This is a genomic window from Saccharopolyspora sp. NPDC045941 (assembly GCF_056431445.1).
In genome coordinates this window covers 13,594-37,986 of record NZ_JBWKKU010000030.1, presented here as the reverse complement: position 1 = coordinate 37,986, position 24,393 = coordinate 13,594, and the positions used below count along the sequence as shown (strand labels likewise).

Below are 24,393 nucleotides of genomic sequence, written 5' to 3'. Positions count from 1 at the left end.
CAGCCTCGTGAGTGTTCGTTCCGGTTCTTACCGGCGCGAACACTCACGAGGACTGGAGCCCTCGGCGCTCACCGGGGAGGAGAAGCCGTGTCAGAAGGTGAGGAGGGTCTTGATGGCGCGGCGTTCGTCCATCGCCCGGTAGCCCTCGGCCGCCTTCTCCAGCGGGAGGGTGAGGTCGAAGACCTTGCCGGGATCGATCTCCCGGCGCCAGATCAGGTCGATCAGCTCCGGCAAGTACTGGCGCACCGGGGCCGGACCGCCGTGCAGGTGCACGTGGGAGAAGAACAACTCGTCACCGGGCAGCGCGACGTCGTGGGCGACGCCGACGTAGCCGACGTGCCCGCCCGGCCGGGCGGAGCGGATGGCCTGCATCATCGACTCCTGGGTGCCGACCGCCTCGACCACGCTGTGCGCGCCCAGCCCGCCGGTCAGCTCCTTGATCCTGGCCACGCCTTCGTCACCGCGTTCTTCGACGATGTCGGTGGCGCCGAACTCGCGGGCGAGCTCCTGGCGGGATTCGTGGCGGCTCATCGCGATGATCCGCTCCGCGCCGAGCTGCTTCGCGGCCAGCACCGCGAGCAGCCCCACCGCCCCGTCACCGACGACCGCGACCGTCTTGCCCGGGCCCGCCTCGGCTGCCACCGCGCCGAACCAGCCGGTGCCGAGCACGTCGGAGGCGGTGAGCAGGCTCGGGATCAGATCCGCCGGCGGCAGCTCCGGGGTGGCGACGAGCGTGCCGTCGGCGAGCGGAACGCGCAGCAGCTGCGCCTGGGTCCCGATGGAGCCCATGACCACCCGGTGGACGCACGAGCTCTGGTAACCGGCCTGGCACACCTCGCAGGTGTTGTCGGAGGCGAAGAACGAGCCGACCACGAAATGACCCGGCTTGATGTTCTCGACGTCGCCGCCGACCTCTTCGACGATGCCGACGTACTCGTGGCCCATCGGCGTCGGGCCGCTGATCTGCTCGATTCCCCGGTACGGCCACAGGTCCGAGCCGCACACGCACGCCGCGGACAGGCGGATGATCGCGTCGGTCGGTTGCAGGATCTTCGGGTCTTCCCGCTCTTCCACCCGAACATCACCGGGGGCGTGCATCACAGCACCAAGCATGATTTTCTCCTCGTGCGAACAACTTCTGCGGATAACCGGCATTTCCGGGTCAACTCACCGCAGCAGGAACAGGTGTGTCGTCTTCGCGTTCATGACGGCCTCCGGGCGCGCGCCGAGTTGTGGCAGCCGCGAGCAGTCCGATCGGCAGCAGCGCGGCACCGGTCAGGACAGCGCCCAGCGCGGCGGGTCCGACCAGGTCCCACGACGTCGCCAGGGTCGTCCCGGCGACGGCGGCGCCGACGGCGGTGCCCAGGTTGAACGCCGCGGTCGCCAGCGAGGAGGCCAACGTCGAACCGTTGCCCGCATGACGCAGCGTCTGGGCGATCAGCACCGGGTTGGCCCCGAGCCCCGACGCCCCGAGCAGGACGACCAGCGCGACCACGACCGTCGACCGGGTCGAGCTGAACACGATCAGCACCAGCAACAACGACGTCAGCGCGAACGCTCCGGCGACGGTCGCGAGCGGACGACGGTCGCCGAGACGACCGCCCACGGCCGTGCCCACCAGCGCACCGACCCCGAACCCGACCAGCACCAGCGGCACGAACTCGACCAGGATGCCGGCGCCGTCGGTGAGCAGCGGGCTGATGTAGCTGTAGGCACCGAGGAACCCGGCCTGAGCGAGCCCGATCGCGCCCAGCACGACCCACAACCGCCACGGCCGCAGCGTGGCCAGCTCCCCGCGCACCGTGACCTCGGCGCGCTGAGGGCCGGTGGCGGCCGGCATGAATCGCAGCACCGCCACGATGGCCAGCAGCGCCAGGCCGGCCAGCATCCAGAACGGGCCCCGCCAACCGGTGTACTGCCCGACGAAGGTGCCCAGCGGCACACCGGCGACCACGGCCAGGCTCAGCCCGCCCGACATCACCGACAGCGCCCGGGCATTCGCCCCCGGACCGGCGGCCGTGGTGGCCACCACGGCACCCACCGCCCAGAACGTCCCGGTGGCCAGCGCGGTGACCACCCGCGAGACGGTCACCACGGCGAACGAACCGCTCAACGCCGCCACGACGTGCCCCACCGCGAACACCACCAGCGACAGCACCAACGTCGCCCGCTGGGGCAGGCGCAGCGTGGCCAACGCCATCACCGGCGGGCCGACGATCATCCCGACCGCGAAAGCGGACACCAACAGGCCCGCCTGCGCGACGTCCACGCCCAGGTCGGCAGCCGCCTCGGGAAGCAGCCCCGCGATCATGAACTCGGTGGTGCCCATCAGGAAGATGCCCGCCGCGATCACGTAGACCAGTCCCGGCGTCCGCGTGCTGCTCGTGGCACCCCGCAGCGATGTGCTCAACGTCTCCGTCCCTCCAGGTGGCTCTTCATCGGGTCCGCAGCGGACCCCGATGCCCAAGGAAACGCCGCACGTCGCGGGTGTGGGAGGCGGCGTTCAGGGGGGTGCTGGCAGCACCCCCCTCGCAGAACCTGGCAGCGGTGGAACGGGCGTCGTAACGTCGGCGGCATGGGCAAGCAGCACCACGCGGAGATCGGCGAGTTCCTGGCGTCGCGACGGGCCCGGATCACCCCCGACCAGGTCGGGCTGCCGGTCTACGACGCCGCCAAGCGCCGCGTGCCCGGACTGCGCCGCCAGGAGGTCGCCACCTTGGCCGGGCTTTCGGTCGACTACTACACGCAGATCGAGCGCGGGAAGGTCAACGGCGTCTCCGAATCGGTGCTCGACGCGATCGCCCGCGCACTGCAACTGGACGAGGCCGAGCGCTCCCACTTGTTCGACCTGCACCGCAGCGCCACCACCAGCCCGCAGCGGCCCCGGCCCCGCCGCACGAAGACCATCCGGCCGATGGTGCAGCGCATGGTGGACGCCATAACCGTGCCCGCTTTCGTCCGCAACGCCCGCCACGACTTCGTCTGCGGCAACCAGCTGGCCTACGCCTTCTACTCCCCGCTCTATCCGGACCCGCTGCACCCCGACCCCGGCCAACCGGTCAACTTCGTCCGGTTCTGCTTCCTCGACCCCCGAGCGCGGGACTTCTACCCCGACTGGGAGTGGATGGCCGACAGCGCGGTCAACCTGCTGCGCACCGACGCCGGCCGCGACCCCTACGATCGGGGCATCTCCGATCTGGTCGGAGAATTGTCCACCCGCAGCGAGGAATTCCGGGTGCGCTGGGCCAAGCACAACGTGCGCCTGCACTACACCGGCACCAAGACCTTCCACCACCCCGTCGTCGGCGACATCACGGTCACCTACGAGACGATGCCGCTGCCCGCTGACCCCGGCCTGGTCCTCACCATCTACAGCCCCGAACCCGGCAGCCCTTCGGCCGATGCCATGACCCTCCTGGCCACCTGGGCCGCCATCCACCTCGGCGAAGCCGCTGCCACGGCCGACGACCAAGCCGGGCGGTCGCCATCCCAGCACCCCGAGCACTGACGTCCTGCTCCGCGTCGCGATGTCCGCAGTGGACCGGCCGGTGGCAAGCGAGGAACCGCGCGCCACTTTCCAGGTCACTTCCGGGACCAAGCCGTTCGCCTGCATGCCGGCCGACCAGACGACGGCGGGAACTGCCGCAGCTCATCGAGGAGCCCCGAACAGCCTCGTGAGTGCTCACTCCGGTTCTTACCGGCGCGAACACTCACGAGGATTGGGGCCGCTACCAGGAGTCGCCGCCGCGCCAGTCGCGGTTAGCCCGCTGCGGCGGTGCGGCCCGCGCGGCGGCCGAAGAACGTTCCGTCGCCCAGTGACGTGCCGCTCACGTAGCCTTCGCCGTGGATTCCGGAACTCGCCCGCCCTGCCGCGAAAAGCCCCGTGATCGGCTTGCCCGAGACGTCGAGCACGGCACCGTCCACTGTGGTGTGCAGGCCGCCGAGCGTGAACCCGGCGATGCCCGTCCCCGGCGGCGCCGCGTCGCCGCCTCCCGGGTTGAACCCGAGCGCCGGGTTCACCGCCGCGAACGGCGGTTTGAGCTCGCGCAGCCACGCCGGGTTCTTGTGGAAGTGGAGGTCGTCGCCCTCGACGGCGTGCCGGTTGTACGTCGCGACGGTCGTTTCGAGCGCACCTGCCGGCATGCCGAGCTCGTCTTCCAGCTCTGCAAGGGTTTCGGCGACGTGCTGCGGTCGCACGCCCCAGAGGTCGCGCTCGGGAATGGCGTCGTAGCCCGCCTCGTCGATGATCACCCACCACGGCGCCGGGTTGTGCAGCGCGGCGTGGCTGAACATGCCCGGGTACACGTCCTCGTTGATGAACCGCTGGCCCCGCGCGTTGACGAGCATGCCGCGGCAGACCATCGCCGGCAGCGCGGTCAGCGCCGCCTCCACCTGCGCCATCCGCCGGGTGGCCGCGCCGAGGGCGGCGGCCATCCGGATCCCGCTGCCGTCGTCGAGGCCGTCGCTGACCTTGCCGTGCCCGAGCAGCACCGGCGCGTGGTCGGCGAGCATCTCCTCGTCGTCCACGAAGCCGCCGGTGGTGAGCACCACGCCGCGGCGGGCGCGGTAGTGGACGGTCTTGCCGTAGTTGCTCGCCACCACCCCGACGACCCGCCCGGACTCGTCGACGACGAGCGCGGTGGCGAGCGTGTCGGCGTGCGTCCGCGCCCCGGCCTCGTGCGCGGCCGACGCGAGGCGCTCCATGATCAGCCAGCCGCCGAAGTTCTCCGCGGCGGGCCGGTGGCCGCGCGGGACCGGCCGCGCGATCGTGTTGTAGGGCCAGGCATTCTCGCCCAGCCACATCAGGCCGTCGCGGGTCGGCGGCATCCAGCTCGGGGCGTCGTACATCGACTCCTCGAAGGTCAGCCCGCGGACGCAGAGCCACTCGAAGTGCTCCACGCTCTCGTCGCAGTACAGCCGCAGCTTCTCCGCGTCGGCGTGCGGGCCGAGGGCCGCTTCGAGGTAGGCGAACATCTCGTCCGGCGTGTCGTCGAAACCGCACGCCCGCTGGACGCGCGTGCCGCCGCCGAGGTACAGCTCGCCGCCGGACAGCGCCGAGGACCCGCCAGGGCCCCCGGCGCGTTCCAGGACGATGACGTCGGCACCGGCGGAGGCCGCCTCGAAAGCGGCCGCCGCGCCGGCACACCCGAAGCCGACGACGAGGACGTCGGCTTCGTGGTCGAACGCTTCCACTTGCGACAGCGGCACCGGGTGCACCGGCCGGGGGCTCATCGGCGGCTCACCCTTCCTGGCTGAACGCCGCGAGCGGTTCGGAGCCGGACCAGTCGTGGCCCCAGTAGCTGTCCGCGGTGATCTCCTCCGCCGTGTAGTACGTCTCGTCGACGAGCAGGCCGTCGCAGCCGTACTCGATGTCCCAGCCGCCGGGCGCGCGGACGTAGAAGGAGATCGCCTTGTCGTTGGTGTGCCTGCCCAGGGTCGACGACAGCGAGAAGCCGCGCCGGTTGACCTCGTCGAGAGCCCGGCCCACGGTGTCGATCTCCTCGACCTCGACCATCAGGTGCACCAGGCCCGGCGGCTCGCCGTGCGGGGCCGGGCAGACCGCGAGGCTGTGGTGGCGCTGGTTCACGCCCATGAACCGCACCCGGCGCGGCGGGGTGTCCGCGGTTCCGCCGCCGACGCGGATAGCGCCTCTCGGCAGGAAGTCGAGCACCTCGGTGTAGAACTCGACCGTCTCTTGTGGACAGATCGTCGGCAGCACCACGTGGCCCATGCCCTGATCGCCGGTGACGAACCGGTGGGCGTGCTTGGTGACGACCGGGCTGTGGTCGAGCACCGGCCCGAAGAACACCTCGACGGGAGTGCCGGTCGGGTCCTCGAAGGCGATCCCGGCCTCGATGCGCCGCTCGTCGCAGTCGGCCTGCGACAGCGCCTTGACCGCCGTTCCTGCCGCCTCCACGTCGCGGCCGACGGCCGCGAGCCCGAACTGATCGCGCACCTCCCAGCCGACGGCGAGCACCTTGTCGGTGTCGCCGGGCAGCACGACCAGCCGGGCGGCCCGCTCGTCCATGCGCAGGTAGAGCCCGTCGGCGTGGGGACCGGTGGTCTCCTGGAGCCCGAGGGCGTCGACCGTGAGCTCGCGCCAGCGGTCGATGTCCCGGGTCTGCACCGTGAGGTATCCGAGGCCGCGGATCTGGGGCATGTGCGTCCTTCCTATCTCTGTGCGGCGGGGCGGTCAGATCATCGAGCGCATCGGGCCCGGCGGCGGCTCGATGCCGAGTTCGGTCAGCGCGGACACGTGGAAGACGGCGCCCGGGACGTGGATGGCGTGCACCATGCCCATGTGGCCGTCGCGCCAGAAGCGCTGGATCGGGTTGTCCATGCGCAGGCCGTTGCCGCCGGAGCGGGCGACGATCTCGTCCATCGCGCGGACGGCTCGCCACGCCGCGGCGACCTGGGTACGGCGGCTGACCGCGCGCTCCTCGAAGCCGATCTCCGCGCCCGCGGCCACCTTGTCGTAGATCCGGGAGACGTTGTCGAGCAACGCGACGCGGGAGGCGTGGATCTCGGCCGCCGCCTCGCTGATCGCGAACAGCACGTAGGGATCGTCCTTGATCTTGGTGCCGGTGATCTGCACGCGCTTCTGCTGGTAGGCCATGTGGTGCGCCAGGGCGCCCTCGCAGATGCCGATCACCGCGGAGGTGATGCCCAGCGGGAAGGCCGTGGTGAACGGGACGTGGTAGGTCGGGTTGTCCAGCCCGGCGTCCCGGGGCGCCGACCCGTCGAGCATCGTGCTGAACGGGATCACCCGGTACGAGGGGACGAACGCGTCCTTGACGATGACGTCCTTGCTGCCGGTGCCGCGCAGTCCCACGACGTCCCAGGAGTCCTCGACGATCTCGTAGTCCGACCGCGGCAGGATCACGTGGTAGGACTCCGGCGGCTGGGCCACGTTGCCCTCCTCGTCGCCCATGAAGGCGCCGAGGAAGATCCAGTCGCAGTGGTCGGTCCCGGAGGAGAACTGCCAGTGCCCGTTGAAGACGTAACCGCCCTCGACCGGCTTGAGCACGCCCAGCGGGGCGTACGGCGAGGCGATCCACGTGTCGGTGTCCTCGCCCCAGATCTCCTCCTGCACCCTGGGATCGGCCATCGCCATCTCCCACGGGTGGACCCCGACGATGCCCGCGACCCAGCCGGTGGAGCCGTCGTGGCTCGCGACCTTCATCACCGTCTCGGCGAACTCGGCCGGGTGCGCCTCCGCTCCCCCGTACCGGACGGGCTGCAGCATCTTGATCACACCGGTCTCGCGGAGCACCTTGGCCGCTCGGTCGTCGAGCCTGCCGAGCCGCTCGTTCGAGGCGGCGGCCGCGGCGATCTCCTCGGCGCGCTCTTCGACCGCCGTCAGAACCGGGTTGGACATCAGCTGGCCCTCGCTTCGGTGTCGGAGCCGCGAGCGGCGAGGCCCACGGCGAGTTCGATCAGCTGGTCCTCCTGGCCGCCGATCAGCTTGCGCTTGCCCGCCTCGACGAGGATTTCGGCGCCGGAGACGCCGTACTTCTTCGCGGCGCGGTCGGCGTGCTTGAGGAAGCTGGAGTAGACACCGGCGTAGCCCATGGTCAGCGAGAGCCGGTCGAGCAGGCACTCGCCGTCCATCACCGGCCGGACCACGTCCTCGGCGGCGTCGATGATCTTCAGGGTGTCGACACCCGTGCGGATGCCGAGCTTCTCGGCGACCGCGACGAACGCCTCGACCGGGGTGTTCCCGGCGCCGGCGCCGAAGCGCCGGGTGGAGCCGTCGATCTGGGTCGCCCCGGCGCGCACGGCGAGCACGGAGTTGGCCACGCCGAGGCCCAGGTTCTCGTGGCCGTGGAAGCCGACCTGGGCGTCGTCGCCGAGCTCCGCGACCAGCGCCGCGATCCGCTCGCTGGTGTCCTCCAGCACGAGCGCACCCGCGGAGTCCACGACGTAGACGCACTGGCAGCCCGCGTCGGCCATGATCCGGGCCTGCTGCGCCAGCACCTCCGGCGGCTGGCTGTGCGACATCATCAGGAAGCCCACCGTCTCCAGGCCCAGCTCGCGGGCGAGCCCGAAGTGCTGGACGGAGACGTCGGCCTCCGTGCAGTGCGTGGCGATCCGGCAGATGGCCGCCCCGTTGTCGGCCGCCGCGCGGATGTCGTCCTTCACCCCGACGCCGGGGAGCATCAGGAAGGCGATCTTGGCGCGCTTGGCCGTGGCCACCGCGGTCTTGATCAGCTCCTGCTCGGGGGTGTGGCTGAAGCCGTAGTTGAACGACGAGCCGCCGAGGCCGTCGCCGTGGGTCACCTCGATGACCGGGACCCCGGCGCCGTCGAGGGCCGCCACGATGTCCCGCACGTGCTCGGCGGTGAACTGGTGCTGCTTGGCGTGCGAACCGTCGCGCAGCGAGGAATCGGTGATCCTGATGTCGAGATCGGTGCTGTAGGCCATGGGTTTCTCACTGCCCCTTCTGCGCGCGGATCCGCCGGGCGAAGCCCGCGCCGACGCCGGCCGCTGCGGCGGTCATGATGTCGAGGTTCCCGGAGTACGGCGGGAGGAAGTCGCCGGCGCCCTCCACTTCGAGGAACACCGCGACGCGGGCCATGCCACCGTTCACAGTGGACGGATCGTCGAACTGCGGCTCGGCGCGCAGCCGGTAGCCCGGCACGTAGCTCGCGACGTTCGCGACGACCTCGTGGACGGACCGGGCGATCGCGTCCCGGTCGCAGTCCGCCGGGATCGCGCAGAACACGGTGTCGCGCATCAGCATCGGCGGCTCGGCCGGGTTCAGGATGATGATCGCCTTGCCCCGCCGCGCACCGCCGATCTCCTCGATGCCGCGCGAGGTCGTGATGGTGAACTCATCGATGTTCGCCCGGGTGCCGGGCCCGGCCGACGGCGAGGCGACGCTGGCCACGATCTCGGCGTAGGCGACCTCCACCACGCGCGAGACGGCGTGCACGATCGGGATGGTGGCCTGGCCGCCGCAGGTGATCAGGTTGACGTTGGGCGCGTCGAGGTGCTCGCCGAGGTTGACCGCGGGCACGACCGCGGGCCCCAGCGCGGCCGGGGTCAGGTCGATCGCCTGGATGCCCCGCTCGGCGTACTTCGGCGCGTTCTCCCGGTGCACGTAGGCCGAGGTCGCCTCGAACACGATGTCCGGCTGCTCGTCCTGCGCCAGCAGCCAGTCGACGCCCTCGGCGGAGCTGATCAGCCCCTCGCCGTCCGCGCGCTTGAGGCCGGGGCTGTCGGGGTCCACGCCGATCATCCAGCGCGGCTCGATGGTTTCGGAGCGCAGCAGCTTGTACATCAGGTCGGTGCCGATGTTGCCGGAGCCCACGATGGCAGCGGTCGCCTTGGTCACTGTTCCATTCGTCCTTTCCAGGTTCCCGGTGCGCCTCACGCGAACCGGGCCGTGACCGACCCGAGGCCGGTGAAGTCGGCGCGGTACTCCTCGCCCGGCGCGACGTCGACGGCCCTGGTGCACGAGCCCGGCAGGATCACGTGCCCAGCTTCGAGCCGGACGCCGAAGGTGGCGACCTTGCGGGCCAGCCAGGCCACCGCGGTGGTGGGGTTCCCGAGCACCGCGCTGGTGTTCCCGCGGGCGATCTCCGTGCCGCCGGAGAACAGCACCGCCTCGATGTCGGCGAGGTCCAGCTCGCCGGGCTTGGCCCGGGCGGCGCCGAGGATGACGCCCGCGGAGGAGGCGTTGTCGGCGATGGTGTCGGCGAGGCCGATCCGCCAGTCCCCGATCCGGCTGTCGATCAGCTCCAGGCTCGGGACGACGTACTCGGTGGCGGCGAGCACGTCCTCCTCCGTGCACCCCTCGCTCGGCAGCGAATCGCCCAGGACGTAGCCGATCTCGACCTCGATGCGCGGGTAGCAGTAGCGCGCGGTTTCCACCGCGCGGTCCTCCGCCAGGAACATCGTGTCGAGGAGGTGGCCGTAGTCGGGCTCGTCGACGCCCATCATCCGCTGCATCACGGGGGACGACAGCCCGACCTTGTGACCGCGCACCACCGCACCGGCGGCGAGCTGCCTGCGGATGTTCAGCAGCTGGATCTCGTAGGCGTCGACCACGTCGATGCCGGGGAACCGTTCGGTGAGCGGATCGATCGGCGCGCGATCGGACTGCGCGGCCCGGAGGGCGTCGGCGGCAGCCTGTCGAGTTGTCGCATCGAGCATGCCTGAACGGTGCCAGCCGATCCCGCTCAGCTGGGATTCCTCTCCCGCTCACCGGGACCACCCGCCGCGAGGTCGTCGCAGAACTCCTTCCGGACAAGCGAAAACCCGCGGTGCGGGATCGCACCGCGGGTTCTCCCGCCCGCTCACCGGGACCCCGTCCGGTCAGTAGTCGTAGGTCAACTTCAGCCGGTCGGTGAGCGGCACTGCCTGGCAGCCGAGGATGATGCCCTCCGCGCGGTCGGTGTCGTCGAGCACTTCGTTGCGCTCGAGGTCGACCTCGCCTTCGAGCAGCACACAGGCGCAAGCGCTGCAGGCGCCTTCCCGGCAGGAGTACGGCGCGTCCAGGCCCGCGGCCAGGAGCACGTCGAGCAGCTTGCTGCTCCGGGGCCACGACACGGTGCGCGTTTCCCCGTCGAGGGTCACCTCGACCTCGCTCACCGGCCCGTCCGGGCTGATCTCCGGCGGATTCTCGTTGGCGGCGAACGGATCGCCGGTCAGCGAGGTGAAGCGTTCGACGTGCACCCGCTTCGGCGGCGCGCCGAGCGCGGTCAGCGATTCGAGCACCAGGTCCATGAACACCTTGGGCCCGCAGACGAAAGCCTCGCGGTCGGCATAGGGCCGCAGCAGCTCCCGCACGCCCGCGGCGGTCGGCAGCCCCTGCACGGATTCCAGCCAGTGCAGCACGGTGAGCCGGTCGCCGTGCTCGTCGAGCCCGAGCGTCTGCAGTTCGTCGCGGAATATCACCGAGTTCTCGTCCCGGTTGGCGTAGAGCAAGGTGATCCGGCCTGCGCCCGCGCGGAGGGCGGACTTGAGGATCGAGAGCACCGGGGTGATCCCGCTGCCGGCGGCGACGAGCAGCAGATCGGTGTCCAGCGACGCGGGTGTGAACGTGCCCGACGGGCTCAGCACGTCGAGCACGCCGCCCGCCACGACGTTGTCGCAGATCCAGTTCGAGCCGTAGCCGTCCTTGGTGCGCTTGACCGTGACCTTCAGCTTCTCGTCGCAGACCGGGGAACTGCACAGCGAATAGCAGCGGGCGGCACCGCCCGGCCGGTCCGAGGGGATCCGGATGGTCAGGAACTGGCCGGGCAGGTAGCCGAACGGCTCGCCCGGCCGCTCGGAGTGCTCCAGGACCAGGGTGTGCGCGTCGGCGGTCTCCCGGATCACCTCGACGACGCGAAGCTTCCACACCGTTGGCGGCGTCATGTTTCCTCCCGCCTCATCCGAGAACTCCCGCGGCGTGCTTCGCCGCGATGTAGCCGAAGACGATGGACGGGCCGATGGTGGCGCCGGGGCCCGCGTACTCGTTGGCCATGATCGACGCGGTGGTGTTGCCGGTGGCGTAGAGGCCCTCGATCGCCGAGTCGTCCGCGCGCAGGACCCGGCCGTGCTCGTCGGTGACCAGGCCGCCCTTCGTGCCGAGATCGCCGGCCTCGACCCGCACCGCGTAGAACGGCGCCTTGTCGATCGCGTCCAGGTTGGGGTTCTTCAGCGTCGGATCGCCGTAGTAGCGGTCGTAGGCGCTGTCGCCGCGGCCGTGGTCCGCGTCCTTTCCCGCGCGGGCGAAGCCGTTGAACCGGTCGACGGTCTGCTGCAGCGCGTCCGCCGGGATGTCGATGCGTTCCGCGAGTTCCGCGATCGTGCCGGCCCGGTGCACGATGCCGGCGTCGTAGAAGCTCTGCGGGAACGGCATGCCGGGCAGGATCTGCGCGAACGGGTACCTCGCGCGCGCCCTGGCGTCCATGATGAACCAGATCGGCCGGTGCTTGCCCGCCAGCTGGGCGTGCACGAAGTTCGTGTACGGGGCCGACTCGTTGGTGAACCGCTTCCCGTCCGCCGACACGATGATCTGGCCCGGGATGGCGCGCTCGGAGACCAGCGGGATCGTGGCGCCCGAGGGATGTTCGACCGAGGGCATCCACCACGCGTCGTCCATGAAGTCCAGGGCCGCGCCCAGCTTCCGGCCCGCGGCGATGCCGTCCCCGACGTTCTCCACCGCGCCGAGGCTGTGGTTCTCCTGGCCGCCCTCGGGCAGGTATTCCGCCCGCATCTCGCTGTTGTGGTCGAAGCCGCCGGTCGCGAGCAGCACGCCGCGGCGCGCGCGGATGCGCTGCTGTTTGCCGTCGCGGCGCACGACGACACCGGTCACGCGACCGTCCTCGACCACCAGGTCGGTCATCGGCGTCCGCAGCCACAGCGGGATTCCGGCGTCCTTGAGCGCCATCCGCATCCGCGCGACCAGGGCCCGGCCGCCGGTGGACATGTGCCGCCGCCGGACGACGTTGGAGGACACCCGCCAGGCGGCGATCACCGACGCCCAGCGGCCCCGCCAGGTGCGCTTGACCATGGCCAGGTCGTGGTAGTCCTTGCCGGTGACCCACAGACCCAGCGGGTCCTTCATGCTGTTGGGGCGCTGGAACTCCTCGTCCGCGCCGAGCTTCCGCGTGTCGAACGGCAGCGGCTCGACGGATCGCCCCATCGGCCGGCCGCCCTCGTACTCCGGGTGGTAGTCGGCGTACCCCTTGGTCCAGTAGAACCGCATCCACCTGCTGCGGCACAGCAGTTCCATCGCCGCGGGGCCGTGGTCGACGTAGGCGTCGAGGCGGGCGGCCGGCACCTTGCCCTCGGTGAGCAGGTCCAGGTACCGGCGGATCGACTCGCGGCTGTCGTCGTGGCCCTTCGCCCTCAGCACGGGGTTGTTGGGGATCCAGATGCCGCCGCCGGACATCCCGGTGCTGCCGCCGTACTTCCCGGCCTTCTCGACGACGACCGTCGACAGGCCCGCGTCGGTGGCGGTGAGCGCGGCGGTCATCCCGCCGCCGCCGGAGCCGACGACGACGAGGTCGAACTCGTGGTCCCAGGACGCGGTCACGGCGCGTCCTTCCGCGTCAGGAATGCCAGCACCGCGCTCTCCCAGGCTTCCTTCTGCTCGATCATCGTCCAGTGCCCGCAGTTGGGGAAGATGTGCAGTTCGGCGTCGGGAATCGTGCGCATGGGGATCAGCGCCATGTCCACCGGGCTGACCCGGTCGTCGCGTCCCCACGTGATCATCGTCCTGGCGCGGACCTTGTGCAGCATCGCCCAGTACGGCGGCTCGTCGGACATCGCCGCGGCGGCGGCGACGGCCTCGAAAGCCTTGCGTCCGTACATCTTCCGCGCGCTGGCGAGGGTGCTCGGATCGGTGGCGTGCGCCCAGCGCTCCTCGATCAGCTCCTCGGTCACCAGCGACCGGTCGTACACCATGGAGTTCAGCCACGCCACGAGCCGTTCCCGCGTGGGTTCCTCGGTGAACTCCATCAGCAGGTTGATGCCCTCGCCCGGCGAGGGGCTGAAGATGTTGCGGCCGATCCCGCCGATGGTGACGAGCCGGCGCACGCGGTCCGGCTGGCCGATGGCGAACCGGGTCGCGACGATGCCGCCCATGGAGTTGCCGATCACGTCCACCTGCTGGAGGCCGAGGCCGTCCAGGAAGCGCCGGACGGCCTCGGGGGCGGCGACCATGGGGTGCTCGTCGGTGGGGTCGCTGACGCCGAAGCCGGGGAATTCCAGGACCAGGCAGCGGAAGTGCTCGGCGAAGACCGGGAGGTTGCCGCGGAAGTTCCGCCACCCGGTGACGCCGGGGCCGGACCCGTGCAGCATCAGCAGGGGCGGCCCGTCGCCGGCTTCGTGGTAGCGCAGGACACCGCGGTCCGTCTGCAGCTCGCGCAGCGTGGACTCGTAGTTCAGTTCCGTCATCTCACGCCCAAGCTCTCGAGGACTTTCAGGGGTTTCGCCGCTGCACGTTAAGCGCGGGTGCCCCGGTCGGGCGTCACGAACTCCCGATCAGCGGGATCGCGGGCTCCCGGCCAACGGGATCGCGACCGCACGCGGAATCCGCTTCCGGGGGCCCCGGAGGTGCCTCCCGCTCAACGGGACGACGCGGCGAGAACGCCGCAACCGCGCGCATAACGTCGGTCCCGTGAACACCCAGCGTGCAGCGGAAGATCCTCAGGTGACGGTGGACGACGCCCCCGCGGCGGTGGCGCCCACGCCGCTGGAGATGCGGCGGGCGATGGGTACCTTCGCCAGCGGCGTCACGGTGGTGACCGGGTACGACGGCGAGCCGGTGGGCTTCGCCTGCCAGTCCTTCGCCTCGGTGTCCCTGGAACCGCCGCTCGTGCTGTTCTGCGCCGACCACCGGGGCCGGTCCTGGCCGCGGATCCGCGACGCCGGGCGCTTCTGCGTGAACGTGCTCGCCGAGCGGCAGAACGACCTGTGCGACCGGTTCGGTTCCAGCCGGGGAGCCAAGTTCGAGGGATTGCCCTGGCAGCTGTCCCGGTGGGGCAGCCCGGCGCTGCCCGGCGTGCTCCTGCGGGTGCACGCGGAGGTGCACGACGTGCACGCCGCCGGCGACCACGACGTGGTGATCGGCCGGGTGCTGGAGCTGGAGACGCCCGCCGACGCGCCGCCGATGGTCTTCTTCCGGGGCAAGTTCGGGATCGCCCCGGAGCCGGAGCTCGTCATGCCGGACGCCTGGGGCTGGGGCGACACCTGGGCCTGAGCCGCCGTGCACACCGGGTTTCCGCCGGGCGCGGCCGGAATCCGGCGCCCGGCGGTCAGAGCCAGTCGCCGGATCCGGCCGCCATCATCCGGTCGAGCGTCGCGGTCGACCAGGTCTTCTCGGGCGCGACCACGCGCATCTTGCGGCAGGAGCGCGGTTTCACCGCGGCCGGGTAGAGCACGTCCGACACCGTCCTGGCGGCGTCCACCACCAGCGGCGCCACCTTCTCCAACGGCGCCTTGACGTAGCCCACCAGGGAGATGCTGCCCACCGGTCCCTCCGGGCCGCGGACGGCGGCCGCCGCGCAGGCGAGCGAGGGAATGCACTCGCCCCGTTCGAAGGCGAGACCGCGGCGGCGCCGGATGCGGTTGAGCTCTTGGTGCAGGGTGCCGATGTCGCCGATGGTCCGGTCCGTCAGCCGCCCGATGCGGTCGCCGAGCAGCTCGTCCACGGTCTCGGGCGCGAGCCCGGCCAGGATCGCCTTGCCCAGGGCGGTCGAGTGCGCCGGGGCCCGGCCGCCGACGCACGAGGGCACCGACGCGGCGAACCGGCCGCCCACCTTGTCAAGGTAGTGGATCTCGCCGCGCTCCAGCACCGCGAGGTGAACGACCATTCCAGTTTTCATCTGGAGGTTGTGGAGCAGCGGTGCGGCGGCGCCGCGGAGCTCGTCGTGGGCGTTGGCCTGGCCGCCGAGGCTGAGCGCGCGGCGCCCGAGCGAGTAGCCGGCGGCGCTGTGCCGGAGCCAGTCGAGCCGGACCAGCTGATCGAGGATCCGATGCGCGGTCGACCTGGGAAGATGCGTGCGCCGAGCCACGTCTTCCAGGGTGAGCCGAGCGGCGCAGCGCTCGAACGAGTCGAGGATCAGCGTCATCCGCTCCACCATCGACGGCGGCAGCTCGCGGCGCGGGGAGTCAGCGTTCTCGCGAGCGAAAGGGACAGTCATGGTTCTCCCCTCGGCCCGGCGTACCGGAGGTAAAACTGAAATGAATTCTTCCTTGGAACGGTAGCAGCGGCGCGCGAGCTGCGGAAGCCTCCCGCCGGGGTTTCGCCCGTGTTCCGGGCGGCCGCCGGCTCCCGGTGACCGGGACGAGCCGGGAGTTCGCCGAGGCGGCTGGGCTAAACCTTGTCGACGGCCCGGTGGGACCGGTGCCGTGCGAGGAAAGGTCTGCAGATGAGAGTCGGCATCGCAAGCCCGGTGGTGACGCAGGTGCCCGGCGTGCATTCGGAGTGGGAGCGCACTGCGGGCATCGAGGAGCTCGGCAGGATCGCCGAGGCCGCCGACCGGCTGGGTTTCCACCACCTGACGTGCAGCGAGCACGTGGGCATTCCCCGGGAGGTCGCCGAGCAGCGCGGCGCGACCTACTGGGACCCGCTGGCCACGCTCGGGTACCTGGCCGCGCGCACCACGCGGATCCGCCTCGCCACGCAGGTCCTGGTGCTCGGCTACCACCACCCGCTGGAGATCGCCAAGCGCTACGGCACCCTCGACCGCGTGTCGGGCGGCCGCCTGGTGCTCGGGCTCGGCGTGGGCAGCTTGGAAGAGGAATTCGCGCTGATCGGCGCGCAGTTCGAGGGACGGGGCTCCCGAGCCGACGACGCCCTCGCCGCCTTGCGGGCCAGCCTGTCGCAGCGGGAACCGGAGTACCACGGCGAGCACTACGACTACGCGGGCTTCGTCGTGGAGCCGCACGCCGTGCAAGCCCGTGTGCCGATGTGGATCGGCGGCCGGACGCTGCGCTCCCTCCGCCGCGCGGCGAAGCACGGCGACGGCTGGGCGCCCTTCGGCCTCGACACGGCTCAGCTGCGGGAGATGCTGGCCAAGGTCGACTTGCCTGCGGACTTCGAGGTCGTGCTCTCCTCCGGCGCGCTGGACCCGATGGAAAAGCCGACGGCAGCCGAGGCGGCGCTGGTGCAGGTGCGCGAAGCGGGCGCCACGCTCGTCGGCGCCCAGCTGCGGGCGCGATCCGCCGACCACTACTGCGAGCAGCTCGAAGCCCTGGCCGGCATCGCGGCCGGCCTCGATTGACGGGACGAGGTACCGATGGCTGAGGAATCCATCGATCTTGCCGAGCGGTTCGCCGCGCTGGAGGAGCGCCTGCGGCGGCTCGAAGACCAGCAGGAGATCGCCCGGCTCATCGCGAGCTACGGCCCGCTGGTCGACAGCGGGAGCGCCGAGGCGGTGGCCGACCGCTGGGAACCCGACGGCGCGTACGAGGTCGACGGGTGGTCGATGAACGGCCGCGCCGAGATCGCCGCGATGGTCACCGGCGCGACGCACCAGGGCTGGATCGAGGGCGGCTGCGCCCACTTCCTCGGCCCCGCGCACATCACCGTCGACGGCGACGAGGCCATCGCCGTGGGCCACTCGCTGATGGTGGTGCACAACGGCGGGGAGTTCGTCGTGCGCCGCGCCACCGCCAACCGCTGGCAGCTGCGGCGCGGCCCGGCGGGCTGGCGCGTCACCCGCCGCACGGGCCGGGTGCTCGACGGCCGCGAGGAGTCGCCGCGACTGCTCGCCGCGCTCGATCCCGTTGCGGTGGAGGCGGAATGACCGCCCGGGAGGAGATCGTGGAGCGGCTCGCCGAGCTGGCGGCTGCGATCGACGCACGGGACTGGGCAGCCATCGAGGCCACCTTCCTACCGGACGCCCACGGGTACAGCCGGGACGGCGTCGAGGCGATCGTGCGGCAGATGCGCGATCACCTCGACGGGTGCGGGCCGACGCAGCACCTGCTCGGCAACCACCGGGTGGCGGTGGACGGCGACACCGCGCGTTCGCTCACCTACGCGCGCGTGCACCACGTCGGGGCCGGGCCGATGGCCGGGCGGTTCTTCGAGTGCATGGGCGAGTACGACGACCGCTGGGTGCGCACGCCCGGCGGATGGCGGCTGTCGTCGCGCACGTTCGACATGCGGATCACCCTGGGCGATTTCGCGGTGCTCCGACCGGCCTGAGCACCACAGCCACGTCCTAATAGGACACATGCCGCCTCAGGAATCGTTTCACAAGGGCTCATCTGCAAGGCGCCTGAGGCCCGAGGAGGCGCCGGTTTCGCGCGAAAGCGACGCCCTGCGTGCCAGGCGGTCACGCCTCACGCGTGCCCGCACCGCAGTCTGGAACGCCCCACCCAGCCGGGCGCGGTGCACGACCTCGCCCCGGCTGGTGTGGAGCGAACGGCCTGTTCACCTCAATAGACGAGGCGAACAGGCCGCTCACTCCGCCCACCCAACACCAGCACGCACCACCGAAACGGAGCGAACGGACCGTTCACCTCGATAGGCGCCAAGGTCGGTGGGCGCTTTGGTTCGGCCACTGCGCCACGAGAACGGGGCACCGCAGCCCCGCTTCCGGCCCGCTAGAAGACTTCCGGGCCCCGCAGGGTGGCCTCGGTGCCACCGTCCACATAGATCACCTGGCCGGTCATGTGCGTGTTCCCCGCGCTGATCAGCCAGCCCAGCGCCGTGGCGATCACGCCCGGTTCCGCGTATCCGTTCAGCGGCATCGGCACCGCCTCGTCCATGACCTTCTTCATCGCTTCGTCCTCGAGGAGCGGCGCCACCATCGGGCTGAGCACGACTCCCGGTGCCACGGCGTTGAGCGGGATGCCCGCACCCGCCCAGTCCGCGGTCACCGCCGCTCTGCGCAGCCACTGCGCGAGGGCCGATTTCGACGACGGGTACAACCGGTAACCAGCCCCGCCCTCGACCGCTGCCTTCGCGCGTTCCAGCGCCGCCTGCTCGTCGTCCCGCAGGCACGCTTCGATCACGGCCTGGTCGACCGGCTGCGTGCCGGCGATGGAACCGACCACCGCGGCCCGCGGTTGCGGGGCGGCGGCGAGCAATGGCCGAAGCTCCTCCAGCAGCCGGACGACGCCGAAGTAGTTGACGCCCACGGCGATCGGATCGGGCAGCGAGACGCCGGCGCACGCGACCACGCCGTCCAGGCGTCCCGCGCCGAGTTCGGCCACCTCCGCCACCGCCCGGGTGCGCCCCTCGTCGGTGGACAGGTCGGCCCGGACGTCCGCGGTCTCCCGATCGACACCGATCACGGTGTCCCCCTGCGCCTTCAGCACCTCCACCAGGGCCTTGCCGATGCCCGATGCCGAGCCGGTCACGGCGATGCGGCGTGTCATGTCCTCGTGCTCCTCACACCAGTTCGTTCGGCCTCGCCTGGGAAATCCGGCGCAGCGGCCATCACCGCATGCCTATCGGAGTTCACCGCGCCGCGGTATCCGGTAGTACCGGTGAGTGGGATCGGCGGACTCCCACCGAGCGCCGACGGGGTTGTCTCTGCGGGACTTCGAACCCGACCGCCCGGGAGGAACGCCCGTGAACCGGTTGTCCCCAACCACCTCGCTGACCGCGCTGCTCGCGGCCGGACTGGTCGCGTCCGGTTGCTCCGCGGGCACCGGCGACACCCCGGAGCCGGTGCCGGCGGAACGCGGCACCCTGTCGAGTTCGGTCCCGCTGGACCACCGGCGCCTGCCCAGCGCGCAGGGCGAATGGCTGATCTCCTACACCTCCGCGGACGCCGGTGGGAAGCCGATCACGGTCTCGGGAACGGTCTCGGTGCCGGGGTCTCCCCCGCCGCAGGCGGGCTGGCCGGTGATCAGCTGGGCGCACGGCACCACCGGCACGGCCGACGCCTGCGCGCCGTCCGCCGACCGGCCGGGCGGCCCGGCGCACTCCTACGTCGGGCTCGTCGACCAGACGCTGGACCGGTGGGTCGCCGCCGGTTATGTCGTGGTGCAGACCGACTACGAGGGGCTCGGCACCCCCGGGGAACACCCCTACCTCAACGGGCCCAGCGCGGCGAACGCGGTCGCCGACATCGTCCGGGCCGCGCGCCAGGTCGACCCCGGCGTCGGATCGGACTGGTTCGCGGTGGGGCACAGCCAGGGCGGCCACGCCGCGCTGTTCACCGCGGCAGCGGACCAGCAAGTCGCTGGGCTGTCGCTGCGCGGTGCCGTGTCCATCGCGCCGGGCGGCTTCCAGACGAGCCAGACGACGGCGTACTTCCAGCAGCAATCGGGCGAGCGGGGCGTCCGCGCGGCGCTGCCGTTCCTCCCCACGATGCTCATCGGGGCGGCCGCGGTCGATCCCGGAATCGTGCCCGAACAGCTGCTCGCCGACGAGGTCCGGCCGGTGCTGGACGCGGCGCGCACGACCTGCCAGGACGGGATCCGGGAGGCCGCCTCGACGGTGCGGGCGGAGCGGGTCTTCCGCGAGGGCGCGGATCTCGACCGGCTGACGGCGTACCTGAAGTCGCAGGAACCGGAGGGCCTGGCGCTCCGCATCCCGACCCTGGTCCTGCAGGGCACGACGGACGTGCTCGTGAGCAAGCGAGGAACCGACCAGCTGGTGAAGTCCCTGTGCGAACGCTCCCCCGCGATCGGCTACGAAGCGTACGACGGCGCGGATCACCGCCAGGTCCTCGCGGCGTCCCAGCCCGCGGCGCAGCGGTTCACCGAAGATCTCCTCGCGAACCGGCAACCGGCGAGCGCCTGCTCCCGGCCGTGAACCCGGCCGCCGCCCGATCCGCAGCGGGAGCGACGGTAAACCTCCTTGCGTGCCCGCATGATGTTGCCCAGGCGCGGCGTGTCAGCCGTGAACCTCGCCGGGCGGCGATTCCGCGATCGCGGCGAACTGCGCATCGCGGCTCGCGCCGAAGAAGTCGTCCAGCTGATCCAACCTCTGGCCCGTCGCACTTCAGGCACAGCAGCGCCCCACCGCCGATCTTCGAGATGCCCGGCAGCCGGTTGCCCAGGGGGCCCAGCAGCATCCCGAAGCCCGTGATGACGGCTAGGCCGCCGATCATGTTCTCGGGAATCCGGCCGAACACCCCGGCGACGAGGACGACCGGCACGACGAGGGGAACACCTCCGACCGCGGCCTTGAGCGGATTCCAGTTCCTGCCCCGGCCTGTCGTCCTGCTCGTCGCGACTTCTGTAGGTGTGCTCATCTTTGAGATCCTTCTGGGAGTTGCGCGGAAAACGGCGCAACCGACCTGCGAGACCAATCGATTTCCGGGGGCGGCGGCAAATCCGGGAGCCGATCGACCGGGCAGGAGCGCTCTCAGCGGGCGCCGCGGACCGCATCGGCGACGGCGGCTCCGAGCTCCGCGGTCGTGCCGTCGCCGCCCAGATCCGGCGTGAGCCGCGCTCCGCCGCGGCCCAACACGTCCTCGACCGCTCGCAGCACGTCCGTGCCGGCGGCGTGCTCGCCGAGGTGCTCCAGCATCATCGCGGCGCACCAGATCTGGCCGACCGGGTTCGCGATCCCCTTGCCCGCGATGTCCGGCGCCGAGCCGTGCACCGGCTCGAAGAGGCTCGGGAAGTTCCGCTCCGGGTTGATGTTCGCGCTCGGTGCCACGCCGATCGTGCCCGTGCAGGCCGGACCGAGATCGGAGAGGATGTCGCCGAAGAGGTTGCTGGCCACGACCACGTCGAACCAGTCGGGGTGCATCACGAAGTTCGCGGTGAGGATGTCGATGTGGTACTTGTCCACCTCGACGTCGGGGTACCGGGCGGCCATGTTCTGCACCCGTTCGTCCCAGTACGGCATCGAGATCGAGATCCCGTTGCTCTTCGTCGCCGAGGTCAGTCGCCGCCGCGGGCGGCTGCGCGCCAGCTCGAAGGCGAACTCCAGGATCCGGTCGACGCCCTTGCGGGTCATGACGGTCTCCTGCACCACCGTCTCGCGGTCGGTGCCCTCGAAGATCTTGCCGCCGATGCTGGAGTACTCGCCTTCGGTGTTCTCCCGCACCACGTAGAAGTCCACGTCGCCCGGAACGCGCCCGGCGAGCGGGCTTTTCACCCCCGGGAGCAGCTTCACCGGGCGCAGCGACACGTACTGGTCGAAGCGGCGGCGGAACTGCAGGAGGCTGCCCCACAACGACACGTGGTCCGGCACGACCTCGGGCCACCCCACCGCGCCGAAGAACAGCGCGTCGAAACCGCGCAGCTGCTCGAACCAGCCCTCCGGCATCATCCGGCCGTGCTCGACGTAGTAGTCGGCGCTCGCGAAGTCGAAGTCCACGAGATCGAGGGCGAAACCGAAGGTTTCCGCGGCCGCGGTCAGCACCCGCACGCCCTCGGGCACGACCTCCTTCCCGATGCCGTCACCGGGAATCACGGCGATGCGATGAGTGGTGGTCATGCTGGATTTCCTCCGGTGGCCTCATTTCCTTGCGGCACAGTCGAAATCGGCTCTGTCCCGCGGCTCGGCCCGACCTCGTCCCGCGTCCCGCGGGCGATTTCCATGTAGCGTAGGGCGCACGAAGTGGACCCAAAAGACCCGATTCGACACAACAGCGTTGCGCGAGACGAAAGAAGGACGTCGTGGATCTGCCGGAGCTCGACGATCTGCAGTTCTTCGACGGCGTCGCCCGCTCGGAGACCCTGACCCAGGCGGCGCGGCAGTGGGGCGTGTCGACCTCCGCGGTCAGCAAACGGCTGGCACACCTGGAAAGGCGGCTCGGCGCACAGCTGATCACCCGCAGCACCCGCCGGCTCGACCTCACCGACGAGGGCCGGCGCTACGCGGCGGGAGCGGCCCGGCTGCTTCCGCTGATCAGCGATCTGGAGGAGGAGGTGGGCGAGCGCCGCCACGAGCTGCGCGGCCACGTCGCGGTGCACTCGACCATCGGGCTCGGCCGCACGCACATCGCTCCCCTGCTGGGGCGGTTCAAGGACCTGCATCCCGACGTCGAGATCGACCTGGAGCTGTCCCACCTGCCGCTGCACATCGCCGGGACCCGGTTCGACTTCGCCATCCGGGTCGGCAGGCAGCGCGACTCCAGCCTCCGCGCCCGGCTCCTGCACCCGAATCGGCGCGTCGTGTGCGCCGCCCCGAAGTACCTCGCGAAGCGGAACCCGCCGCGGTCGATCCACGAGCTCCCCGAGCACGACTGCATCGTGATCCGGGAGAACGATTCCGACTACGCCGTTTGGAGATTCGGCACCGAATCGGAGGAGACCGCGGTGAAGGTCCCCGGGTCCATGGTCAGCAACGACGGCGACGTCGCGACGCAGTGGTGCGTGGAAGGCCACGGGCTGCTCATGCGCTCCCGGTGGCACGTCGCCCCGATGCTGCGCACCGGCGCGCTGGTCCAGCTGCTCGACGCCGTCCCCACTCCCGGCGCGAACATCTACGCCGTCTACGACTCCGCCCAGAACCTGACCCGGCGCGCGAAGCTGGCGATCGACCACATCGCCGAGGGACTCGCCCAGCGCCTGGACGTCCCTGCGGGGCAATGACTTTCGCGCTCCCCTTCCGAACCGTCCACCCGAGCCGAGGAGACATCGTGAGCACTGGCGAACCCGAGCTGGTCGACCGCGCCGGCTGCCGCTACCCGATCGACGAGCCGCGCTGGTGCGGCGACGACGGATCACCCCTGCTGGTCGAGCCGCTGCCCGGCATCACCCGCGAGCGCATCGATTCGGGCGTGCGCTCGCAATGGCGCTACGCCGCCGCGCTCGCGCTGCCCGACACCCCGGCGGTCAGCCTCGGCGAGGGGCTGACCCCGTTGCTGCACCGCCGGCTGGCCGGGCTCGACGTCGCGGTCAAGGCCGAATCGGCCAACCCCACGGCCAGCTTCAAGGACCGCGGCACCTCGGTGATGATCAGCACCCTGCGCGCGCAGGGCGTCCCCGCGGTGCTGGAGGACTCCAGCGGCAACGGCGGCTCGTCCGTCGCCGCCTACTGCGCGGCGGCCGGGATCGACGCGCAGATCCTCGCCCCCGAAGCGACGTCCCCGGCCAAGATCCTGCAGAGCCGGATCCACGGCGCGTCGGTCGAACTCGTGCCCGGCAGCAGGCAGGACACCGCGGACGAGGCGCTCCGCCGGTCGGCCGAACGCTTCTACGCCAGCCACAACTGGCACCCCCACTTCCTCGACGGCATCAAGCTCATCGCCTACGAGATCTGGGAGGACCTCGGTTTCACCGCCCCGTCCGCGGTGGTCGTCCCGGCCGGTGCCGGGAGCCTCGTGCTGGGCTGCGCCGCGGGCTTCGACGAGCTGCACCGGGCGGGCGAGATCGACCGGATTCCGCGCTTGCTGGTCAGCCAGCCGGAGCGGTGCAGCCCGCTGGTGCGGGCGTTCGACTCCGGCGCGGACGGCGTGGAACCGGCCGAATGGGCCCCGACGCTCGCCGAAGGCACCTCCATCGCGCACCCCGTGCGCGACCAGGAGGTGCTGCGCGCGATCCGCGCCAGCGGAGGCGCGATGATCGCGGTGCCCGAGGAAGAACTCCGCCCGGCGACGCTCGCCCTGGCGAAGACCGGTCTCTACGCCGAACCCACGAGCGCCCAGGTGGTGCCCGCCCTCGAACGGTTCGTGCGCGACGGCCACCTCGCCGGCGACGACGTCGTCGTGGCGGTGCTGACCGGCTCGGGCCTCAAGGCGAGCACCGCGATGGCCCGCCTGCTGGACGACTGACCCGACCCACCGACCCAACCGACCGACCCAACCCCCGGGATGCCCGGGTTCCGCCCTCGGTCCGCAATTTCCATTGAAATTGGACCTTCAATTTCAATGGAAATTGCGGACCGGACCGGACCGGACCGGAGCCGGACCGGGACCGGAGCCGGGACCGGAGCCGGAACGGGACCGGGACGGAACGGGACCGGGACGGGACCGGAGCCGGAACCGGAGCCGGGCCGGGACGGCGCTGGCTGCGCGCTGAACGCCGCCG

General features: G+C 71.2%; 22 protein-coding genes and 1 pseudogene. 8 read left to right on the top strand and 15 right to left on the bottom strand.

Annotation, left to right across the window (positions count from 1 at the left end; genetic code table 11):
- Nucleotides 1-90 precede the first annotated feature (90 nt).
- Nucleotides 91-1,113, bottom strand: coding sequence for a zinc-dependent alcohol dehydrogenase family protein (locus AC07FN_RS23860; RefSeq protein ID WP_478397605.1), 1,023 nt, complete (start codon nt 1,111-1,113; stop codon nt 91-93).
- Between the two features lie 49 nt (nt 1,114-1,162).
- Nucleotides 1,163-2,410 (bottom strand): MFS transporter, encoded by a 1,248-nt coding sequence (locus AC07FN_RS23855; protein WP_478397604.1) that lies wholly within the window; start codon nt 2,408-2,410, stop codon nt 1,163-1,165.
- 165 nt (nt 2,411-2,575) lie between these two features.
- On the opposite strand from AC07FN_RS23855, the gene AC07FN_RS23850 reads away from it, so the two are divergent.
- On the top strand, nt 2,576-3,508 hold the full coding sequence (locus AC07FN_RS23850) for a helix-turn-helix transcriptional regulator (protein ID WP_478397603.1): 933 nt from the start codon (nt 2,576-2,578) through the stop codon (nt 3,506-3,508).
- A 251-nt stretch (nt 3,509-3,759) separates the two neighbouring features.
- Here AC07FN_RS23850 and AC07FN_RS23845 read toward each other — a convergent pair whose 3' ends face one another.
- The 9 genes from AC07FN_RS23845 to AC07FN_RS23805 form a co-directional block, all read right to left on the bottom strand.
- Nucleotides 3,760-5,232, bottom strand: coding sequence for an FAD-dependent oxidoreductase (locus AC07FN_RS23845; RefSeq protein ID WP_478397602.1), 1,473 nt, complete (start codon nt 5,230-5,232; stop codon nt 3,760-3,762).
- A gap of 7 nt (nt 5,233-5,239) precedes the next feature.
- A complete protein-coding gene (locus AC07FN_RS23840) occupies nt 5,240-6,160 on the bottom strand; it encodes a VOC family protein (RefSeq protein ID WP_478397601.1) in 921 nt (306 codons plus the stop codon).
- Between the two features lie 33 nt (nt 6,161-6,193).
- Complete coding sequence (locus AC07FN_RS23835) at nt 6,194-7,378, bottom strand: acyl-CoA dehydrogenase family protein (RefSeq protein WP_478397600.1); 1,185 nt, start codon at nt 7,376-7,378, stop codon at nt 6,194-6,196.
- The gene (gene dmpG, locus AC07FN_RS23830) at nt 7,378-8,424 is read right to left on the bottom strand and encodes a 4-hydroxy-2-oxovalerate aldolase (RefSeq protein ID WP_452614199.1); all 1,047 of its coding nucleotides are present in this window, start codon (nt 8,422-8,424) and stop codon (nt 7,378-7,380) included. Before dmpG ends, AC07FN_RS23835 begins: the two co-directional genes overlap by 1 nt.
- A 7-nt stretch (nt 8,425-8,431) precedes the next feature.
- Nucleotides 8,432-9,283 (bottom strand): acetaldehyde dehydrogenase (acetylating), encoded by an 852-nt coding sequence (locus tag AC07FN_RS23825; protein WP_478397667.1) that lies wholly within the window; start codon nt 9,281-9,283, stop codon nt 8,432-8,434.
- A gap of 89 nt (nt 9,284-9,372) precedes the next feature.
- Complete coding sequence (locus AC07FN_RS23820) at nt 9,373-10,158, bottom strand: 2-keto-4-pentenoate hydratase (protein ID WP_478397599.1); 786 nt, start codon at nt 10,156-10,158, stop codon at nt 9,373-9,375.
- 162 nt (nt 10,159-10,320) lie between these two features.
- Nucleotides 10,321-11,364, bottom strand: a complete 1,044-nt coding sequence (locus tag AC07FN_RS23815) for a 2Fe-2S iron-sulfur cluster-binding protein (protein WP_478397598.1) — start codon at nt 11,362-11,364, stop codon at nt 10,321-10,323.
- Between the two features lie 13 nt (nt 11,365-11,377).
- Nucleotides 11,378-13,030, bottom strand: a complete 1,653-nt coding sequence (locus AC07FN_RS23810) for an FAD-binding protein (protein WP_478397597.1) — start codon at nt 13,028-13,030, stop codon at nt 11,378-11,380.
- Nucleotides 13,027-13,893, bottom strand: a complete 867-nt coding sequence (locus AC07FN_RS23805) for an alpha/beta fold hydrolase (RefSeq protein ID WP_478397596.1) — start codon at nt 13,891-13,893, stop codon at nt 13,027-13,029. Before AC07FN_RS23805 ends, AC07FN_RS23810 begins: the two co-directional genes overlap by 4 nt.
- A gap of 223 nt (nt 13,894-14,116) precedes the next feature.
- On the opposite strand from AC07FN_RS23805, the gene AC07FN_RS23800 reads away from it, so the two are divergent.
- Nucleotides 14,117-14,698 (top strand): flavin reductase family protein, encoded by a 582-nt coding sequence (locus AC07FN_RS23800; protein WP_478397595.1) that lies wholly within the window; start codon nt 14,117-14,119, stop codon nt 14,696-14,698.
- A gap of 55 nt (nt 14,699-14,753) precedes the next feature.
- Here AC07FN_RS23800 and AC07FN_RS23795 read toward each other — a convergent pair whose 3' ends face one another.
- Nucleotides 14,754-15,641, bottom strand: coding sequence for an IclR family transcriptional regulator (locus tag AC07FN_RS23795; RefSeq protein ID WP_478397594.1), 888 nt, complete (start codon nt 15,639-15,641; stop codon nt 14,754-14,756).
- Nucleotides 15,642-15,869: 228 nt separating this feature from the next.
- Here AC07FN_RS23795 and AC07FN_RS23790 point away from each other — a divergent pair, with 228 nt between their 5' ends.
- The 3 genes from AC07FN_RS23790 to AC07FN_RS23780 are packed head-to-tail and all read left to right on the top strand — an operon-like array spanning nt 15,870 to nt 17,653.
- Nucleotides 15,870-16,724, top strand: a complete 855-nt coding sequence (locus AC07FN_RS23790; protein WP_478397593.1) for a TIGR03619 family F420-dependent LLM class oxidoreductase — start codon at nt 15,870-15,872, stop codon at nt 16,722-16,724.
- Nucleotides 16,725-16,739: 15 nt separating this feature from the next.
- A complete protein-coding gene (locus tag AC07FN_RS23785; protein WP_478397592.1) occupies nt 16,740-17,249 on the top strand; it encodes a nuclear transport factor 2 family protein in 510 nt (169 codons plus the stop codon).
- On the top strand, nt 17,246-17,653 hold the full coding sequence (locus tag AC07FN_RS23780) for a nuclear transport factor 2 family protein (protein WP_452614190.1): 408 nt from the start codon (nt 17,246-17,248) through the stop codon (nt 17,651-17,653). Before AC07FN_RS23785 ends, AC07FN_RS23780 begins: the two co-directional genes overlap by 4 nt.
- Nucleotides 17,654-18,054: 401 nt before the next feature.
- Here AC07FN_RS23780 and AC07FN_RS23775 read toward each other — a convergent pair whose 3' ends face one another.
- Complete coding sequence (locus AC07FN_RS23775; protein WP_478397591.1) at nt 18,055-18,831, bottom strand: SDR family oxidoreductase; 777 nt, start codon at nt 18,829-18,831, stop codon at nt 18,055-18,057.
- A 196-nt stretch (nt 18,832-19,027) separates the two neighbouring features.
- Here AC07FN_RS23775 and AC07FN_RS23770 point away from each other — a divergent pair, with 196 nt between their 5' ends.
- Nucleotides 19,028-20,218: an alpha/beta hydrolase family protein gene (locus tag AC07FN_RS23770; protein ID WP_478397590.1), complete on the top strand. Its 1,191-nt coding sequence runs from the start codon at nt 19,028-19,030 to the stop codon at nt 20,216-20,218.
- 202 nt (nt 20,219-20,420) lie between these two features.
- Here AC07FN_RS23770 and AC07FN_RS23765 read toward each other — a convergent pair.
- Together AC07FN_RS23765 and AC07FN_RS23760 are read right to left on the bottom strand one after the other, a co-directional pair.
- A pseudogene (locus AC07FN_RS23765) lies at nt 20,421-20,660 on the bottom strand (2-hydroxycarboxylate transporter family protein); the annotation flags it as partial.
- Between the two features lie 113 nt (nt 20,661-20,773).
- Entirely contained in the window at nt 20,774-21,856 is a 1,083-nt protein-coding gene (locus AC07FN_RS23760; RefSeq protein ID WP_478397589.1) for a tartrate dehydrogenase, read from the bottom strand.
- Nucleotides 21,857-22,038: 182 nt separating this feature from the next.
- On the opposite strand from AC07FN_RS23760, the gene AC07FN_RS23755 reads away from it, so the two are divergent.
- Together AC07FN_RS23755 and AC07FN_RS23750 are read left to right on the top strand one after the other, a co-directional pair.
- On the top strand, nt 22,039-22,956 hold the full coding sequence (locus AC07FN_RS23755; RefSeq protein ID WP_478397588.1) for a LysR family transcriptional regulator: 918 nt from the start codon (nt 22,039-22,041) through the stop codon (nt 22,954-22,956).
- A 47-nt stretch (nt 22,957-23,003) separates the two neighbouring features.
- A complete protein-coding gene (locus AC07FN_RS23750) occupies nt 23,004-24,137 on the top strand; it encodes a threonine synthase (RefSeq protein WP_478397587.1) in 1,134 nt (377 codons plus the stop codon).
- Nucleotides 24,138-24,393: the final 256 nt, after the last annotated feature.